The following is a 17,847-nucleotide window of genomic DNA, read 5'->3' as shown; positions in this document are numbered from 1 at the left end:
TAATTCTTTCTTGGCCGCGCAAACCGCAGTAAATAAACAGGACGCCCCATGCCCTAGCAAGCTTCACGCTTCGGCCCTGGCCTGGCGCACCTCAAGCCCTGCCTCGCGCAGCACCGCGCGTGCGCCGGGCAGGTCAAACCCACGCCAGGGGCTGGCGCTTGAAGACGTATCGCGGGGGTTGGCGGCCTGTTCCACAATAATGGTATTGGCCCCGCAGCGCAGGGTCGCAGGGGTGGGCGGGTGCACGCAGAGATGCCGCCCGCCGTCGGGATACTCCAGCCGGGCAAGGGCCGCCACCCGCTTGAGATAGGCGTCGGATACCTGCCCGTAACGGGCCAGAGGCGTGCCCATGACGGGCACGCGGGCCATGACGCCCGTGCCCGATGCGCCCACCACGCGGGCGCGACGGGCCTCGATCAGTATTTCGGCAGCGCTGTGTTCCGGCCCCAGCGGCTCGATGAGATATTGCAATTCAAGGCCGCCCTTGAGCACATTCTCGATGGTGCGCATGCGCATGTCCACGCTGTGCCCCGTGTCCACGCTCTCCCGCAGCCTGACCACATGGTAGGACATGGTAAAGCCCGAATCCTTGAGCACCCTCACATCCTCAAAACCCATTTCGCCCGTATTGATGACAAGATGGATATCGCTGCCGATGCGATCCCGCGTCAGGCGGCCCAGGCGCTGCAAAACCTCTAGGGGATAGTGCTGCGTCGTGCGCAAAACCACAAAATCCGCCCCGCCGTCGGCCAGTTGCCCGGCCTTTTCCACAATAGTCTCTGCCGTCAGGGGCGGGGCAGTCTTGTAAACGTCCCAGCGCGCGGCCTGACTGCAAAACGTGCAACCCATGTCACAGGGCGTGCTGTCAATGCCTATGGCCGCCCAGACAAAACCCCGGCTGTCTGCCAGGCTGCGGCTCATGCCGTCCGCCTTTTCAAGCAGATGGGCTATGCGCCTGTCGCTGACGGTGGTATCCAGCAACAGACGTGCTTCTTCACTGACGGATAATTCCTTCGCCGTAGCCTCTGGCATGGCATGCCTCCCGGCGGCGATACCGCCTTTTTCGCGCATGTCCGCGCATGTCCCGCGCATGTACGCGCGTATCCGCGCCTGTGGGCGTCCTTACGTGCCTTTTTCGGGTCTTTTCCGGGCCTGGCCCGCGCACTGTCAGGCCTGTCAGCGCACTGTCTGCGCCCTGCCCGTATATGACGCACGCTTGTCATTGGAACCGGTAGTATTCGAGTACCCCCCACTACTAGACCAAGTCAAATAACAGAGCAACACACTTTACTTATGCCCGTGCGGAATCGAGGCAATCCCCCGCCGGGCAGGCTCGACAAGGCCCGCGCCTCTGGCTAGAATATGCACGGGAGCGGCGCTTTCCCCGTGGCGTCCGGCGGCGGGTTGCTGCCGCGCGCGCCTGCCCCGCATGGGGGACAACCGTCACGGAATACGCATGAATCCAATGAACGAACGCAAGCCCCTGCCCCATCCCGTCGCGCAAGATGACGCTGACATGGCAGCCCCACAGGATTTTCCTGTTCAGGACGAAAACCCCTTCGAGGGCTGCGCCTGTACTGGCAAAAACCTCGTAAGGCTGGTGCGCCCTGCCATCCTGACGGTGCTGGCCGAGGAAAGTCTGCACGGCTACCGCATTCTTGAGCGCCTGGCTGGCATGGCCATGTTTCACGGGCAGCCGCCGGACCCGGCGGGCATCTATCGCGTGCTCAAGAGCATGGAGCAGGAGGGCCTCGTGCACTGCGCCTGGGATCTGCAAGGCAGCGGCCCGGCACGCAGGCAGTACGCCCTTGCGGCCAGGGGGCGCTCCTGCCTCGAACAGTGGCTGGGCACCCTTGAAGACTATTTCGCTTCCGTTGGCGAGCTTGTGGACGACATACGGCGGGTGCTGGATGCCGCGCCGGGGGCGGCGCGGGCCAAGCCCACCCCTTCAGTTCCACCTGCGGGCCAGGTCAGCGCGGGCAAGCCGTGCTGCTGCGCGTCCGCGCCGCAAAGCGCGCCAATTGACAGTTCTGATTCTTTTGGGGATAGTTGAGCATCAGGAGCGCTTTTACAGGCATACCCATGCGTGGTTGCCTGAGGTCTGGCCCTGTTTGCCCGGCCTGGCCCGGCCCATCGGGGCTGTCTGGCCTATTGGAAAAGGACAGGCCAAAGCCCATTGCGCCAAACCATCGGCCAGATCGCTTGTGGCAGGCCGATTGTGGCAGGTCGATTGTGGCAGGTCGATTGCGCCAAACCATTACGGCACGCCGCTTTCACGGGCACAGGCTGACGCCGTCGGCGACAGGTGCGAAAAACGGCTCTGACGCCTCTGGAGAATATATGCAAACACAGGTGCTGACGCGCGCACGGGGGGCGGTTGCATTGACGCCTTCGGCCCTTTGCGGCCAGTGCGCGGCGTGCGCGTCCTGTGACGGCCGGAGCCTGACGCGCTCCGGCATGACCTGAGTTTTGGCGCTGTGGGGCAGGTTGTCCCGCCTGAATTTCTGAACAGCGCCAGAGTATTTTATCAGAAGGCGGTTCAGAGATTCCGCCGGTTCTTCTCCTTCACAGCGCAACCCCGCCATCAGCGGGGCTTTTTTTGGCCTTTAGAGCAATTTCTCTAGCGATGCTGTCGCCATCCGTAAGGCTTCTTCGTCGCCTAACGGCTGCCGCTTGAAATTGCTCTGGCGGATGCGGGAGCAGACGCCCGCCGCGGAGGCGTAAGCGCAGTTTATCTGCGCGGTTAAACGCCGGAGCGAGCGTCTTGGAAAATGCTCTAGTCGGATGCGCCCGCGCGCGCTCACTGCGACGGACGCGCGCTGCGCACAGGAGAAAAATAATGCTTTCAGCCGGAATAGATGTGGGTTCTGTGGCCGCCAAGGCCGTGATTTTTGATGCTGCCGCCCGAACCGTGGCCGGCAGCGCCCTGCTGCCTACGGGGTGGAATACGCGCGAAGCTGGCGAGGCGGTTCTGGACGCCGCCTGTCGTGAGGCAGGCGCAAGCCGTCATGACCTCGGGCAGGTCGTGGCCACTGGCTACGGCCGCATTGCCCTGCCCTTTGCGCAAAAAACCGTTACTGAAATCACCTGTCACGCCAAAGGGGCTTCGTGGCTTTTCCCCGGCTCCGGCGTTGTGCTCGACATCGGCGGGCAGGACAGCAAGGCCATCAGCCTGGATGAGCACGGCGGCGTGCGCGACTTTGTCATGAACGACAAATGCGCCGCGGGCACAGGGCGCTTTTTGCAGGTGCTGGCAGGCATTTTGGGCATGCCCCTGGACGAACTGGGGCAAACCGCCGCCAACGGCACGCCGGTGCCCATTTCGAGCATGTGCGCCGTCTTTGCGGAAACGGAAATTGTGGGTCTTCTGGCGCAGGGAACCCCGCCCGCCGATCTGGCGGCCGGGGTTTTTGTGTCCATAGCCAGACGCATGCGGGGCCTTGCCCGCCGCATCGCCTTTACCGGCCAGTGCGTGTTCACAGGGGGGCTGGCCACCAGCCCGGCCTTTTGCGGTTTTCTTGCCCAGGAACTCGACATGCCCGTGCAGGTGCCAGAGCAGCCGCAACTGGTGGGGGCATTGGGCGCGGCCCTGCTGGCAGCTCAAAGGCTTGAACGGAAAAAGTAAAAAACACTGATTAAAGGGCCTCTTGGAAACGCGCAGTTGTTTCGTTTGGCAAGGCGCGATCTTTTTTCAAACAGGAGTGGACTCTTCCGTTTTCGACTGTTTCAAAAAAAATGAAGCAACGCCACCCAACGGAATACATCAGCGTTTCCTAAAGAATATTCCGGCCGCTCAAGGCCAAAACAAAGGAGCAGTCATGAAGTGCGCCAGTTTTGACAAAATCACCACAGCTTTTGAAAAAAACGTGCTCAACCTTACGGAAGCCAAAGAAAAGGGCAAAAAGGTCGTCGGGCAGTTCTGCCTGTACTCGCCTTCAGAAATCGCGCTGGCCGCCGGGGCCATTCCGGTTTCTCTCTGCGGCACCAAGAACGACTCCATCCCGGCGGCGGAAGAAATCCTGCCCCGCTCCCTCTGCCCCCTTATCAAGAGCAGCTTCGGCTTTGCCCTCAAGGACAGCTGCCCCTATCTGGCCGCCGCCGACATCGTGGTGGCCGACACCACCTGTGACGGCAAGAAAAAAATGTATGAACTGCTAGCGCCCTACAAGCCCATAGCACTCCTGCAATTGCCGCAGATTCAGGACAATGACGCGCTGAACTACTGGCGCAACCAGTTTGAGGGCCTTGTGCGCCGTCTTGAACAGGAATTCGACGTAAAGATCAGTGATGCAAAGCTGCGCGACGCCATCAGGCTCATGAACCGCGAACGCCTGGCGCTCAAGGCCGTCATGGATCTGGCCCAGCGCAAACCCTCGCCTGTCACCGGCGTGGAACTGGTGGAGATCGCCTTCAAAACATCCTTCTTTCCGGACAAGGAAGTGGGCATCGCCATGCTGGAAGACCTGGCGGAAGAAATGGGCCGTCTGGCCGACGCGGGTCAGGGCGCAACCAGCCCCGAAGCCCCGCGCATTCTGCTGACCGGCGTTCCCGTGGGCCTCGGTTCGCACAAGGTGGTGCGCCTCATTGAAGAATGCGGCGGCAGCGTCGTCTGCCTGGACAACTGCTCGGCCTACAAAAAAACCCGCGTCATGATGGAAGAAGACGGCGACCCGCTGACCGTCATGGCCCGCCGCTACCTTGACGTGCCCTGCGCCGTCATGTCGCCCAACCCCAACCGCTACGACGCCCTGCGCCAGATGGCGTCCGACTTTTCTGTGGATGCCGTGGTGGATCTGACCTGGCAGGGATGCCAGACCTATGCCGTGGAAGCCTGGACCCTGAAAAAATTTGTGCAGAATGACCTGGGCCTGCCCTACCTTCAGGTGGAAACCGACTACTCCGAAACCGACACCGAACAGCTCAAGGTGCGCGTCGAAGCCTTTTTGGAAATGCTGTAGGCCCCAGAATAGTTTCAGTATGAAAGACTCTGTGGGGGAGGGACCCTTTTGCAAAAGGGTCTCCTCCCCCACGCCCCCTCCCCCTAAAACTCTTGGACAGTGCCGTCACGAACGCCTTTCCAGTTATTTCTGCGTCGAACTTCGCCTTTTATTCCTGTCGGGTACCATCAGAGTACACTCCCTGCATAAAGGCTTGTTCTCCTTGATATAACTGAAAATTCATCTCGTGACGGCACTGTCTCCTGTATTTTGATAGTGTACAAAGTATTTTTTACTTTTGGACAGGGATTCTGGAGGCCGCGCCTTTCAGGCATCACAACATCTCAAAAGTTACTCTGCCCTGGATTTCCGTTTTTATGGCAGCTACTGTAAACGCAAAAGAAGCTCCCCGTTTCGGTGGGGAGCTTCTGGTTTGCCGCAAGCGCGTCAGACTGGGGTTTGCCAATGCCCGTTGCCGGTCATATTGCCGCTAGTCCCGCCTGAAATTCCCGCCACGAGGGCGCAATTTTGTCCTTGTCCGACAGCACGGGGCATTCCACCGGCCAGACCACGCCGAGGTCAGGGTCATTCCAGCGTATGGCGCCTTCGTCCTGGGGGCAGTAATATTCCGTACATTTATAGTGAAAATGGGCGTATTCGCTGGTGACCACAAAACCGTGCGCCAGCCCCGGCGGCACCCACAACTGCCACTGGTTGTCCTGCGTCAGTTCAACGCCGTACCACTGCCCGAAGCTGGGCGACCCCGGCCGGATGTCCACAACAACGTCAAAGACGCTGCCCAGGGAGACATGCACCAGCTTGCCCTGGGGCCGTGTTTTTTGAAAATGCAGGCCACGCAAAATGCCATGGGCGGATCGGGAATGGTTGTCCTGCACAAAGGGCAGGTCAATGCCCGCAGCGGCGTACCGCTCCTGCTGCCAGGTTTCCACAAAATATCCGCGGGCATCGCCCCATACCTTGGGCTTTATGAGCGTGACGCCCCCTATGGGCGTTGCGACTACTTCCACTGTCCTATCCCCGTATCTACAAGATCCAGCAAATATTGCCCGTAACCCGTCTTGGCCATGGGCCGCGCCAGAGCGCGCACGTCATCGGAGGAAATATAGCCATTGCGCCAGGCGATCTCTTCCAGGCAGGCCACCTTGAGCCCCTGACGGTTTTCCACCGCCTGCACAAAGGCCCCCGCGTCCATGAGCGAATCGTGGGTGCCCGTATCCAGCCAGGCTATGCCGCGCCCCACAAGCTCCACATGCAAATCGCCACGGGCTAGATAGGCATTGTTGACGTCGGTAATTTCCAGCTCGCCGCGCGCCGACGGGCGCACGGCACGGGCAATGTCCACCACGTCGCTGTCATAGAAATAAAGTCCCGTGACCGCGAAATTGGACTTGGGCGTCAGAGGCTTTTCTTCAATGCTGACCACATGGCGGTTTGCGTCAAATTCCACCACGCCGTAGCGCTGCGGATCGCGCACATGATAGCCGAAAATGGTGGCGCCGTTCTCGCGCGTCATGGCCTCATGGGTGAGTTCGGGCATGCCATGGCCGAAAAAGACGTTGTCGCCAAGCACAAGGCAGGTATTGTGCCCGGCAATGTGGTCTTCAGCCAGCAGGAAGGCCTGCGCCAGCCCTTCGGGGCGCGGCTGCTCAACATAGTGTATGGAGCAGCCCCACTGTGAGCCGTCATGCAGCAATGCCCGATACAGGTGAAGATGCTCTGGCGTGGAGATGAGGCAGATGTCGCGGATGCCCGCCATGAGCAGGGTGGCCAGCGGATAGTAAATCATGGGCTTGTCGTAAATGGGCATGAGCTGCTTGCTCACGCTGAGGGTCAGGGGATAGAGGCGCGAGCCAGACCCCCCGGCCAGAATGATGCCTTTCCACTGGTTCATGGCGTTCCTCCCGTTGCGGCGGCGCGCTGCCCGTAATTGACGGCAAGCCAGTCCCTGTACGCGCCACTGCGCACATGGTCTACCCAGGGCCTGTTGGCAAGATACCACGCAACCGTTTCTTTCAGGCCGCTCTCGAATGCGTGCACCGGCTTCCAGCCCAGTTCTTTTTCGATTCTGGAGCAGTCGATGGCGTAGCGAAAATCGTGGCCCGGCCTGTCCGTCACAAAGGTTATGAGGTCGGCATGTCCGCCCTGGCCCAGAGGAACCAGTTCGTCCAGAATGGCGCAGACCGCGCGCACCACCTCAAGATTTGTGCGCTCGGCGTGGCCGCCGATATTGTAGCACCGGCCCACCGCGCCCGATTCAAGCACGCGGGCTATGGCGGCGCAGTGGTCTTCCACATGCAGCCAGTCGCGGATATTGGCTCCCTTGCCATACACGGGCAGGGGCTTGCCTTCAAGCGCGTTGAGAATCACCAGCGGAATAAGCTTTTCAGGGAACTGGCGCGGCCCGTAATTGTTGGAGCAGTTGGTCAGCAGCACCGGAAGGCCATAGGTTTCGTGAAAGGCGCGCGCCATATGGTCGCTGGCCGCCTTGGAGGCGGAATACGGGCTGTTGGGACTGTAGGGCGTGGCCTCGGTAAACGCCGGATCGCCAGGCTGCAGAGCGCCATAGACCTCGTCCGTGGACACGTGCAGAAAGCGAAACTTCTCCGCCCTGTGGGCGGGCAGGCTGCGCCACCAGTCCTTGACCACGCGCAGAAGGGACGCCGTGCCCAGCACATTGGTGCGCACAAAGGCGTCCGGGTCCACAATGGAGCGATCCACATGGCTTTCAGCGGCAAAGTTGACCACGGCGTCCGGCGCGTGCGTCTGGAGCAGAAAAGCCACCAGTTCTTCATTGCCGATGTCGCCGCGCACCAGGATATGATCCGGGTCGCCTGCCAGGGAAGACAGATTGGCCGGATTGCCCGCATAGGTGAGCTTGTCGAGATTGATGACGCGGATTCCGGCGCGGCGGGCCTCAAGCACATAGGCCGAGCCGATGAATCCGGCGCCTCCGGTTACCAGCTGGCAGGGCGCGGGCACATCTTTTTGATCTGAAAAACTGTTCATGGCAGCCTGTAGTCCTCCAAAAGAGTTCAAATAGAAAACCCGAAGGTTTTTGCAGACTAACAAAATGTGCAAAGGCATGGCAACAGGGTAAAAAACTGGGCCGCGCCCATGCGCGTCAAGCGCAGCACTGCGGAAATCCCTCATTGCACCAGGCTACCCGTCATGACATGCTCGAAACAGCAACGAACAACTCATGGAGGTCGTTATGACTGATCAAAATATTTCCGACAAAAGGCCGCAACCCGATCCGGCGGAAAAGGACGCGTTCTTTCCTTCAAGCTTTTCACTGAGTCAGTTCACCTCGCCCAAGTCCGATCTGGGCGGCGCCGACTACCCTGCCCCTTATAAAGGCGCAAAAAAAATCCTGATGATAGGCGCTGACGAGCGTTATCTTCTGACCGACAACGGCACGTTCTTCTCCACCGGCAACCACCCGGTGGAAACCCTGCTGCCCATGTACCATCTCCACAAGGCCGGTTTTGCCTTTGACGTGGCCACCCTGTCGGGAAATCCCGTCAAGTTCGAATACTGGGCCATGCCTGCGGAAGACCAGGAAGTGCAGAGCTTCTTCGCCAAATACCATCCACAGTTCAAGCAGCCCCTGGCGCTGTCAGCGACCATTGCCCAGGGTCTGGACAACTACGCCGCCATCTTCATTCCCGGTGGCCACGGCGCGCTCATCGACATCCCAAAGAACAAGGATGTGGGCGCGGCCCTGAAATGGGCGGCGGACAGCAACAGGTTCGTCATCTCTCTGTGCCACGGCCCTGCGGCCTTTCTCGCCGTTGGCGACAGCGACATGTATCGCGGCTACAAGATTTGCGCTTTCCCCGACGTCATTGACGCCATGCTCCCCGATATCGGCTACACACCAGGGCATCTGACCTGGAAATTTGGCGAAAAACTCAAAGGCCTCGGCTTTGAAATCATCAACGGAGATGCCATTTCCGGCACGGTACACAGGGATCGCAACCTGCTCACCGGCGACAGCCCGCTGGCAGCCAACGCCCTTGGCAAGCTCGCGGCGCAGACGCTGCTCAAGGAAGTCCCCGCCTGATGCCGGAAAAGATCATGCTGGAAGCGGCAGTTAGGAGCGCCCTCGCCATCGAGGGCGCCAATACCCTTTCCGTGATCAAAAACGAGATCCGCGCGTTCAGCGCTCCCCTCGGCTATGACCGTTTTGTGCTGTTCTCGGCATCCGCCGGCCGGGACGATACGGTCGAGAGCATTTATTGGGTCGAGGGCAACTGGTTCGGCACCCATGAGCCGGTTGACGCCGTGACCTATGTGCGCAGCTGCCCGGTGACGCGGCACATTCTGGAAGCCCGCGAGCCCTTCTTCTGGTCCAAGACCAGGAGCAAGGAGGGCGAATGCTACCGCGTCGTTCGCACCCCCCAGGGGGAAGGGGTTCACGGCCTGCAGGTGCCCGTGTTCGGCCCGCAGGGGCTGGAAGGAGCCATGAGCTTCGGCGGGGAGCGCATCGACGCTTCCCCGCAGGTTCGGATCGCGTTGAAACTTCTTGCTGAAGCGGCCTTTCTCGCGGCGCGCAGACTGCTGGAATCGCCCCCTGTTGATGCCATCGGCACCCTGTCCGACCGTGAGCGCGAGGTGCTGGCCTGGACAGCCGCAGGACGGCGGCAGGGCGAGATCGCCGTAACCCTTGGCCTTTCCGGACGCACGGTAGAAAACCATCTGCGCCGCATACGCAAACGCCTGGGCGTCGTGACAACGGCGCAGGCCATCCGGGTGGCGATCCGCAATGGCGAGATCGTCGCGTGACGCCATCCGTCGCGGGAGTCAGGCGGGCAGGCCAAGAAAATGCATCGGCCAAATGCAACGGGCAAATGCATCGCATGCGCACGGCGCGTGAGTGATCGCCGACGCCCGCACACGGCGAGCCTGAGGAGGCTGACATGAAACTTCTTCTTGTGGGAGCCACTGGCCTGGTCGGGCAGCAGGTTCTGAGCCAGGCGCTTGACGACCCGCGCGTCCACACGCTGGTGACGCCCGTACGCCGCCCCCTGACGACGAGCCATGACAAACTGGTCGCACCAATCGTGCGTTTTGACGATCTGCCGGCGGACGCCGACTGGTGGCAGGCCGACGCTGCCATTTGTACGCTGGGCACGACCATCAAAAAGGCCGGTTCCAGGGAAAAGTTCCGCGAGGTGGACCACGACTATCCTCTCGCCGTGGCCCGGCTCGCCAGAATGCACGGCACTCCGAGTTTCGCCATCGTTTCCGCCATGGGGGCGAACCCCAACTCCCTCTTCTTCTATTCACGGGTAAAGGGAGAACTGGAAGCCGACTTGACGGCGCTGGACTTTCCCTCGCTCACACTGGTGCGCCCGGCGCTCATCGGCGGCCACAGGAAGGAGCGCCGACCTGGCGAACAAATGGCCATGAAGGCGCTGCAACTGCTCAATCCGTTGATTCCAAAGTCTTTGCGCATCAATGCCGGCGCAACCATCGCGCAGGCTCTTCTCAATGCCGCCCTGCAAGGCCGGACGGGCATCAGGGTGATCTCCTCCGCGCAAATGTCGTAAGTAGCCATCCGACGAACTGGCGGTCCCGCTGTCCCAGGTAATCCCGGTGCCCCCAGGCGGCCCCGCTGTCCCTGTGCGCGTGCGTTAAAAAAACTTCAGCTTGGAAATGCTTTGTGGGGGAGGGACCCTTTTGCAAAAGGGTCCCTCCCCCACGCCCCCTCCCCCTAAAACTCTCAATGCTTTCCGAATTGCGGCCGGAGTTTCTGGTATCGCAGCAACCCGAAACTACTCTGCTTTGGGTTCTGAACGACTCTGAATTACTTTATATTTCAAAGTTTGCATTCAGCCAACAATGCGATTTTCAAGCTAATCCACGCCACCTTGACTTTAGAAAAAACTTGAATAGCATAGCACAGACAAGTGAAAATAATAACAAGTCTGCATCCAATGATAAATATTGATGAAAGCAATATTTATCTTTTCGTGTAATCAATACATCACGTGTTGTGCGGAACACCTTAATGGAACAACACAAAACAATTTTATTGTTACTATACCAATGAATGCATATGAAGACAAAAATCTGACATTGCGAAAATTTTGTTGCTCACAGCAGCATCTTCAATAAAGTCATAGAGTTCAATTTTTAAAATATTCTGATCTTATTCTACTGTGTTTTTTCATACTAGAGCATTTTAACTTTGAAAAAGTGTAACTGCTCTAACGATGTACGAAAGTACAGCGCGCCACAAGGTGGCGTGGATTCAGCCGCAAATCGCATTTTTCGGATGAATGAAAACTTTGAAATGTGAAGCATTTCAAAGTTAATCTGCTCTAGTTCGCTTCGTTTGTAGATTAAATGTATTACGTTGTGGCAAACTAAGGCCTCCACCAATAATGTACGGCAGTGTACTTTGAGAAATAAAAGACCTCTCGAATTTTATACGAAAAAGGCGCGGCAGCTGCACCTGTCGCAAGCACCGGCACAAGCATCCAGACAAAAGGATTCATATGCTTTGTCGAACCTTCCGGATGTGGCAAATCAACGGTGTTGCGCCTGATTTCGGGTCGGGGAAAAAGTAGATCTGAAGAAATATTATTTTTTTAAAATAAGCTGGTTACGCCGAGAGAATACATCGGCGTGTTCTGTCAGGGTTCTCATTCTTTCTTGGTTTTCCATGTTCAAATGCTTTTATGTCGGATTGTCCATTATCGGCATGCTCAAACAAGACAAAGAAGAGGTTCAAACGGGTTCAAATACGGCATATCCCAGTTCATTAACCCCCAAAATGATAGAGGATGTCCAATGAAAAAAAAATCCCCCCTTACATTTCTTTTCCTTTTCCTAGTGGCCGTTTTCAGCGCAACAGCTTTTGCTGCTGAACTTCCAACAATGCGTTACGCCTACACGATCGGCTCCAATGAAACTTCTTTCATCGTTGCCATTACCGAAGGTGAAAAATATGTGCGTGACGGCTATTCCCTTAAGACCGTTGTACCAAAAGAAAAATATCTTTTCTTAAAAGAAGGCAAACCCATTGCCCAGGTAGACATTATCATTGGCAAGGGCGGTTCTGACCTTGCCATACTTATGGGGCAAGGCCATGCAGACTTTGCGACTTTTTCTATGAGCGCGGCCATCGCGGCCATAGACCAAGGCATCAAGATAAAAATCGTCTCACCGTATGTTTTGGCCACTGGCGGACTGGTTATCCAAAGTAAAATTCCAGTGCACAACTGGGATGAAATGGTGGCCTATATCAAAAAATCCGACAGGCCAGTTAAAATTGGCTACCACTCGCCAACAAGCGCTCCAATTATCATCACCCGTGGTGCTCTTGAACTCGCCGGTCTTAAAGGCACGGACGATCCTTATGACACCAGTGCCAATATACTTTATGTAGATCTCAAAGGATGGCCAAACCTGCACCCGGCCATGGCCAGCGGGCAAATTGACATGGTTGCGGGTCCCGATCCTTTCCCCCAAGTTGCTGAGGAGCGTGGGTACGGGCGTTACATTGTTGAATTTAGAAAAATGCCGCCTAGCGGCAAATGGGAAAACTACCCGTGCTGCGCGATGATCGCCACTGATGCTTTTATAAATAAACATCCCGATCTGGTGCAAGCCATGGTTAATTTTTTGCAAGCATCTGGAAAATGGTGCAATGAACATCCCCAGGAAGCTGGAAAAATCGCAGGTGAAATGCAAGGCATTAGCCCTGAAGCCAGTGCCAAGCTGATGCCCACCTATTTGAATTCTTTTACGCCAAGCTGGATGGTTGGAGCATCATTCTACGTGAATTCATTCAACAAGCTTGGATACTTCAACGGCGCTTTGGAGGGAAAAAATTTCGATGACGTGAAGACTTTGATTTTGGACCAAAAGTTTATCAAAGAATAAGATTGCTGCACAAAGTTCAAGGGCTACCTATGTAGCCCTTGAATTTTATCAGGAATGCACATGAAAAAAGTCATACACAGCTTTATAGTGCCATGCCTTATTCCAATGCTGATCTTCCTCATTTGGTCCGTATTGTCGCCAATGATCGACAACAATATGATTTTGCCGCCACCGCATCGCGTATACGCTATTATCAGTGACCCTTTCTCACCCCTTATCGCCATGGGTTCCCTGTTTCAAAACTTCATAATTAGTTTCATCCGCGTGGGCGTCGCTTACATTATATCAGGTAGTTGTGGGATCATTCTCGGCATAGCCATTGGCTATAGCTACCGTATGGACCGGCTTTTCAGCGGCTTTCTTGAAATTTTCAGACCGCTGCCTCCAATGGCGTGGGTCCCGCTGATGCTCGCATGGACAGGCATACTGAGTTTAGCCAACGTGCTCCATGTTTCAGGCGGCCCATTGTACCCGTACATTGATCGCATTAAAATTTCCATGTTGTTCATTATTTTCATTGGCGGTTTCTTTCCGGTGCTGACAAGCACCATCCGCGGGGTTCGCTCAACACCCAAAACTTTCATCGACGCGGCGAGAGTCTTGGGTGCGAAAGAACAAGACATTTTTTTCAAGGTTCTCCTTCCTTCGGCTGCTCCTGGCATTGTTAACGGCCTGCGCATCTCTCTGGCTTTGTCCTGGTCCTGCTTGATTGCCGCTGAAATGCTGCCAGGAAGCGTATCTGGAGTCGGCTATCTTATTATCCACGCCTACAACATGGCTCGCATTGATGTTGTTATTTCCGGAATGATCTGCATTGGGGCCACTGGCGCCCTGATGGACTGGCTTTTCCACCAGTGGGAAGAACGGTGTTTCGCTTGGGCAAGGCGGGTTCGCTAATGCCAAAAGTACATGAACGGATAGTGCATCTGACGCTGGCGTTTTTCACCCCTCTGGTCATCCCCCTGCTGTCGCTGACCATGTGGGAGGTATTTGCTGGAGTATTAAACAATCCCACCATCCTGCCGAGAGCCACACAAGTCTTTTCAGTCATTATGGCTCCTTTCCACGACCTGGTGGGCTTCGGTTCAATGTTCACAAATCTCATCATGAGCCTGGCAAGAGTGTTTTCGGGGTTTCTCATGGCCAGTGCCATTGGCATTCCACTTGGAATTTTTATGGGATACAGCCATAACGCCAACCGGCTGTTTTCCGGAACTGTCGCCTTTGTGCGTTGCATTCCACCCCTTGCCTGGGTGCCGTTGGTACTCGCATGGTGCGGCATGAACAGCCTGGGCAACATTTTGGGGGTTGAACCGGGCCCCTACTACAGCTTCTTCAACAATATAAAAATCTCAATGATCGTTGTTATTTTTATTGGGAGTTTTTACCCCGTTTTGGTCAGTTCCATGCATGGCGTAAAGCAGGTGCCCAAGACGTTCATTGACGCTTCTCTCGTTCTTGGCGCAAGTAAGAGAAACATTTTTATTCAAGTACTTTTACCGGCATCTTTGCCAAATATCTTGAGCGGAATGCGCATCGGCCTCGGTGTGGCCTGGACATGCCTTGTCTCTGCCGAAATGCTTCCCGGCACACCCTCCGGACTAGGCTATTTAATCACTCATGCCTTTTCAGTCGGGCGGACTGATATTGTTATTGCCGGGATGTTCTGCATTGGCTTAACAGGAGTGTGTTTCGACTGTATTTTCAAATTTTTCGAAACCCAAAAAAACATAAATTGGCAAAAAGACGTGAAGTAGGGTACACTCAAATATACTCAGATATACCAAGCGATTAACCATGAACAACAGTAAGTTATTCTCCTGCGCTACCTGTGGCGTTATGGCCTGCTCGCATGACGCGCGTGATAAATACCCTGACGAATGCGTGAGCAAAAACATCGATCAATCCCTTGTGGATCAGGCACTTGATTTGTACAAGAGTGACCCCGCAATTGAATCCCTGGCCCGTGATGTGGCACGCATAGAAAAAGAGTTTTACTGCAAGTACACACGTGTTGAAGAAACCATCGAATTGATTTTGCGTCAGAAATACAGCCTTGTGGGTGTTGCGACCTGCATAGGACTCCTTAGGGAATGCAGTATTTTTTGCAGAATACTTGAAAAACGTGGCATAAATTATTTGGCTGTTGGGTGTAAGGTAGGCGCTATTGACAAGGAATTTCTTGGCTTGGGCAAAGATGAGAAACTGCACCCTGAGTTTGAGCACGAATCCATGTGCAATCCGGCTCTGCAAGCCTTGTATCTCAACACAAAAGGCACGCAGTTCAATGTAGTAATGGGCCTATGCCCGGGGCATGACGCTATTTTTTTGCATTATATAGAAGCCCCAACAACAGTGATGATCGTAAAAGACAGGGTACTGGCTCATAATCCGGCCGCAGCGCTTTACACCCTGAACTCTTATTACGAAAGAATAAAAGCCTAGTTTTATCTGTTTGGCAAAACTGCAGAGAAGTGATCATGACCAGGTAGGAGAATGATTACGGCGCAGATTGTCATTGCCTTACGGTCTTAGAGCAGATTAACTTTGAAATGCTTCACATTCCAAAGTTTTCATTCAGCCGAAAAATACGATTTTCGGCTGAATCCACGCCACGTTGTGGCGCGCTGCACGTTCGTGCAGCGTTAGAGCATTTACACTTTTTCAAAGTTAAAATGCTCTAATTCCAGCAATCCCCTGATGGATTTTCCATCTATCAGGGGGTTGCTGCTTGTTTTCAGCGCACACGTATCGAGAAGGCGCTGAAAAACAAAAAGGGGTTACCTGTAAATCAGGTAACCCCTTAAAAAAATGGTGGAGAAGAAGGGATTTGAACCCTCGACCCCCGCCTTGCGAAGGCGATGCTCTCCCAGCTGAGCTACTTCCCCACGATTGGAAACATCGCAGGAAGAAAGCAATAGGCAATACGCGCACTACTGTCAAGTGCTTTGCATCCGCACGGATGCACCCCCCTGCCGCAAACCCTGCAAACGCGCGCCATGCGTATAGCCCGCGCGCAATCCGTCTCGCAGTCAGGCTCGCAGTCCGTCGCGCAACCCATCCCGCAGCCTGTCTCGCAGTCCGGCGCGCAGCATGGTTCGCAGATCGTCTCGCAGCCCGTCCCACCTTCAAGTCCTGCCCAGAGCAACGAGAGCAAAGGGCGCTTCTGGCAACGCGGGCATTGTCACAACGAAAAGTCCTGCCCGGCAGCCGCCATTTCAATGCCAGCCAGTTCGCAGATGCGCCCTACCCGGTGCGTGTACTCGTGGCCCTGCCGCAAATGTTCGCGCCAGGCCAGTCGCAGTTCGCGCGCATACGCGGGCCGGGAGCGCAGGGCGTCCCAGCGCGGCCAGAAATCTTCGGGCCGGTCAAGGCGAACGGCATCAGCAATATCCGGGGCAAATATGTCCAGCCCGGACGTGGCGTCACTGAGCAGCACCCCGCCTGCGGCCCAGACGTCAAAGTGGCGCTGGCTCAGGCTGTGCGGCAAAAGCAGGCTGGTGACGTTGAGCGTCACAGCGCGGGCATACCATTCTGGCAGGGCCGCATAGTAATCCACAGGGGGCAGAATGTCCGCGCCGGGCAGAAGAACCTTCCAGCCCGCGTCACCGATGATCCGCAGCGGCGGACGTTCCTCCCCGCCTGTTCCATCACACTTGCCCGTCCTGCCCTCCAGCAGCGTCCGCAGCCATCTGGCGCGGTTGGCGCGGGCGCAGATTTCCGCTCCAAGCCCAGCCCCGCGCACGGAGGAACCGGGCCAGGCCGCCCCTCCCAGCCGATGCCGCCACCAGAAATAATTGGGCCCGCCCGACGGGGTTTCATTATTCTCAAGCAGTGCCAGCGCTTCATCCCGGAGACGTTCCGGCACACTGGCCGCTGCAAAAAACCGCTCTTTCTGCGGAAAGGCGGAGCGCCCCACAAAAAGCGCTTCAGCCTTTTCCGGCGCAGCAGGCACGGCTTCCTGCGCACGCCACATGTGCGGGGCCGCCGCCAGCGGCAGATGGTGCACATGACGCGCCCCGGCCGCCGCCAGTTCCGGCATAAAGGAGGCGTCCGTCACAAAGATGCGGGCCTCGCGCCACCAGGGCAGCCGCAAGGCGGACAGCACGTGCCAGGGATTGTCCACCAGCCACAGGGCCACAGGCACGCCCATGTCCCGGCAGAGATGGAACACCCGCCCTTCGGCGTCCAGCCCGCGCAGATTCACGGACAACAGCAGGCGCGGTTTGCCCTGACAAAAGAGTTCGCGCCACACGGCGTGCACGTCCGCGCACGCTTGCCATTGCTCCGGCATGGGCAGCACTGGCCCCAGCCCGCAGGCCGTCAGCGCCTGGCGCAATTCCTGATGCAGCAACTGGCCGTCATGCCCCGGCAGCAGCACAGGCCCGCGCGATTTTTTACGGAACGCACGTGATGCGGCACACTTGAGGCCAGGCGCGGCAGGCTGGTCAGGCACAACGGCCCCGGCAGTCGCGGCATGTCTGTCGGACGCAGCAGATTTGTCGAACGCAGTGGCCCCGCCAGGCGCAACGGCCCCGGCAGGAGCGCCATGTGCAGGGCCGTCGTTTTCCGCCGCCCCTTCCGCCTGCGCGCAGGCTTCCAGCAGCGCGGCGTCCACGCGCCCCAGCAGCGGGCCCCAGAACTCCGGAGCCAGACGCATGCCAGGGCCATAAAAGTAGCAGGCGCAACGCCTGGCCAGGGCCACGGCCGCCTCGGCGGAAACCTGTCGCCAATGGGCGGGCAGGCCCGCCCCGCCCCTTTGGTCAAGAGGCGGCAGGGCTTGCAGGATTGGGGCGTGCTCAAGCCAGTAGACAGTCCGCGCGTTTGCCGCAAGAGGCGTTTGCCACGGGCAGCCGGGGCCAAGCCCCAAGACCAGCGCGTCCTCTCCGCCGCCCATACGCCGCCAGGACTCCTGCCCGTCGGGCAGCGTCTGCATGCGCCCGGTAAAATCGGGCAGCCGGATGCGTTGTGGTCTGGATGCGTGTTCTGTGCTCAA

Annotated in this window: 15 protein-coding genes and 1 tRNA gene; 10 read left to right on the top strand and 6 right to left on the bottom strand. The window is 57.2% G+C overall.

Annotation, left to right across the window (positions count from 1 at the left end; all coding sequences use genetic code 11):
- Nucleotides 1–63: 63 nt before the first annotated feature.
- Nucleotides 64–1,032 carry a radical SAM protein gene (locus DESU86_RS09740; protein ID WP_179980867.1) on the bottom strand — a complete coding sequence of 323 codons (969 nt, stop codon included), beginning with the start codon at nt 1,030–1,032 and terminating at the stop codon, nt 64–66.
- Nucleotides 1,033–1,456: 424 nt separating this feature from the next.
- Here DESU86_RS09740 and DESU86_RS09735 point away from each other — a divergent pair, with 424 nt between their 5' ends.
- From DESU86_RS09735 to DESU86_RS09725, 3 genes are all read left to right on the top strand, one after another.
- Nucleotides 1,457–2,053 (top strand): PadR family transcriptional regulator, encoded by a 597-nt coding sequence (locus tag DESU86_RS09735; RefSeq protein WP_232088321.1) that lies wholly within the window; start codon nt 1,457–1,459, stop codon nt 2,051–2,053.
- A 786-nt stretch (nt 2,054–2,839) separates the two neighbouring features.
- Nucleotides 2,840–3,625, top strand: coding sequence for an acyl-CoA dehydratase activase (locus DESU86_RS09730; RefSeq protein ID WP_179980866.1), 786 nt, complete (start codon nt 2,840–2,842; stop codon nt 3,623–3,625).
- Between the two features lie 193 nt (nt 3,626–3,818).
- Nucleotides 3,819–4,958, top strand: coding sequence for a double-cubane-cluster-containing anaerobic reductase (locus DESU86_RS09725; protein ID WP_179980865.1), 1,140 nt, complete (start codon nt 3,819–3,821; stop codon nt 4,956–4,958).
- Between the two features lie 458 nt (nt 4,959–5,416).
- Here DESU86_RS09725 and rfbC read toward each other — a convergent pair whose 3' ends face one another.
- The 3 genes from rfbC to rfbB are packed head-to-tail and all read right to left on the bottom strand — an operon-like array spanning nt 5,417 to nt 7,964.
- Nucleotides 5,417–5,965 (bottom strand): dTDP-4-dehydrorhamnose 3,5-epimerase, encoded by a 549-nt coding sequence (rfbC, locus tag DESU86_RS09720; protein WP_179980864.1) that lies wholly within the window; start codon nt 5,963–5,965, stop codon nt 5,417–5,419.
- The gene (gene rfbA / locus DESU86_RS09715; protein WP_179980863.1) at nt 5,956–6,849 is read right to left on the bottom strand and encodes a glucose-1-phosphate thymidylyltransferase RfbA; all 894 of its coding nucleotides are present in this window, start codon (nt 6,847–6,849) and stop codon (nt 5,956–5,958) included. The genes rfbC and rfbA overlap by 10 nt, the downstream gene beginning before the upstream one ends.
- The gene (gene rfbB / locus DESU86_RS09710) at nt 6,846–7,964 is read right to left on the bottom strand and encodes a dTDP-glucose 4,6-dehydratase (protein ID WP_179980862.1); all 1,119 of its coding nucleotides are present in this window, start codon (nt 7,962–7,964) and stop codon (nt 6,846–6,848) included. Before rfbB ends, rfbA begins: the two co-directional genes overlap by 4 nt.
- Before the next feature lie 205 nt (nt 7,965–8,169).
- Here rfbB and hchA point away from each other — a divergent pair, with 205 nt between their 5' ends.
- The 7 genes from hchA to DESU86_RS09675 all read left to right on the top strand — a co-directional run bounded on the left by hchA (nt 8,170) and on the right by DESU86_RS09675 (nt 15,296).
- Nucleotides 8,170–9,021: a glyoxalase III HchA gene (gene hchA, locus DESU86_RS09705; protein ID WP_179980861.1), complete on the top strand. Its 852-nt coding sequence runs from the start codon at nt 8,170–8,172 to the stop codon at nt 9,019–9,021.
- Nucleotides 9,021–9,743: a PA1136 family autoinducer-binding transcriptional regulator gene (locus DESU86_RS09700; protein WP_179980860.1), complete on the top strand. Its 723-nt coding sequence runs from the start codon at nt 9,021–9,023 to the stop codon at nt 9,741–9,743. Before hchA ends, DESU86_RS09700 begins: the two co-directional genes overlap by 1 nt.
- 134 nt (nt 9,744–9,877) lie before the next feature.
- On the top strand, nt 9,878–10,510 hold the full coding sequence (locus DESU86_RS09695) for an NAD-dependent dehydratase (RefSeq protein WP_179980859.1): 633 nt from the start codon (nt 9,878–9,880) through the stop codon (nt 10,508–10,510).
- A 1,246-nt stretch (nt 10,511–11,756) separates the two neighbouring features.
- Nucleotides 11,757–12,851 (top strand): ABC transporter substrate-binding protein, encoded by a 1,095-nt coding sequence (locus DESU86_RS09690; protein WP_179980858.1) that lies wholly within the window; start codon nt 11,757–11,759, stop codon nt 12,849–12,851.
- Nucleotides 12,852–12,911: 60 nt separating this feature from the next.
- The gene (locus DESU86_RS09685) at nt 12,912–13,748 is read left to right on the top strand and encodes an ABC transporter permease (protein ID WP_179980857.1); all 837 of its coding nucleotides are present in this window, start codon (nt 12,912–12,914) and stop codon (nt 13,746–13,748) included.
- Entirely contained in the window at nt 13,748–14,608 is an 861-nt protein-coding gene (locus DESU86_RS09680; RefSeq protein WP_179980856.1) for an ABC transporter permease, read from the top strand. Before DESU86_RS09685 ends, DESU86_RS09680 begins: the two co-directional genes overlap by 1 nt.
- A gap of 40 nt (nt 14,609–14,648) precedes the next feature.
- Nucleotides 14,649–15,296, top strand: a complete 648-nt coding sequence (locus DESU86_RS09675; RefSeq protein WP_179980855.1) for a DUF1847 domain-containing protein — start codon at nt 14,649–14,651, stop codon at nt 15,294–15,296.
- A gap of 367 nt (nt 15,297–15,663) precedes the next feature.
- On the opposite strand, the gene DESU86_RS09670 is transcribed toward DESU86_RS09675, so the two are convergent.
- Nucleotides 15,664–15,739, bottom strand: a tRNA-Ala gene (locus DESU86_RS09670).
- Between the two features lie 296 nt (nt 15,740–16,035).
- Entirely contained in the window at nt 16,036–17,847 is a 1,812-nt protein-coding gene (locus DESU86_RS09665) for a glycosyltransferase family protein (protein WP_232088320.1), read from the bottom strand.

The sequence above is a fragment of the Desulfovibrio sp. 86 genome (assembly GCF_902702915.1).
In the GTDB taxonomy this organism is placed as follows: Bacteria; Desulfobacterota; Desulfovibrionia; order Desulfovibrionales; family Desulfovibrionaceae; genus Desulfovibrio.
The sequence above is the reverse complement of the archived record's forward strand: the minus strand, read 5'-3'. Positions and strand labels throughout refer to the sequence as shown.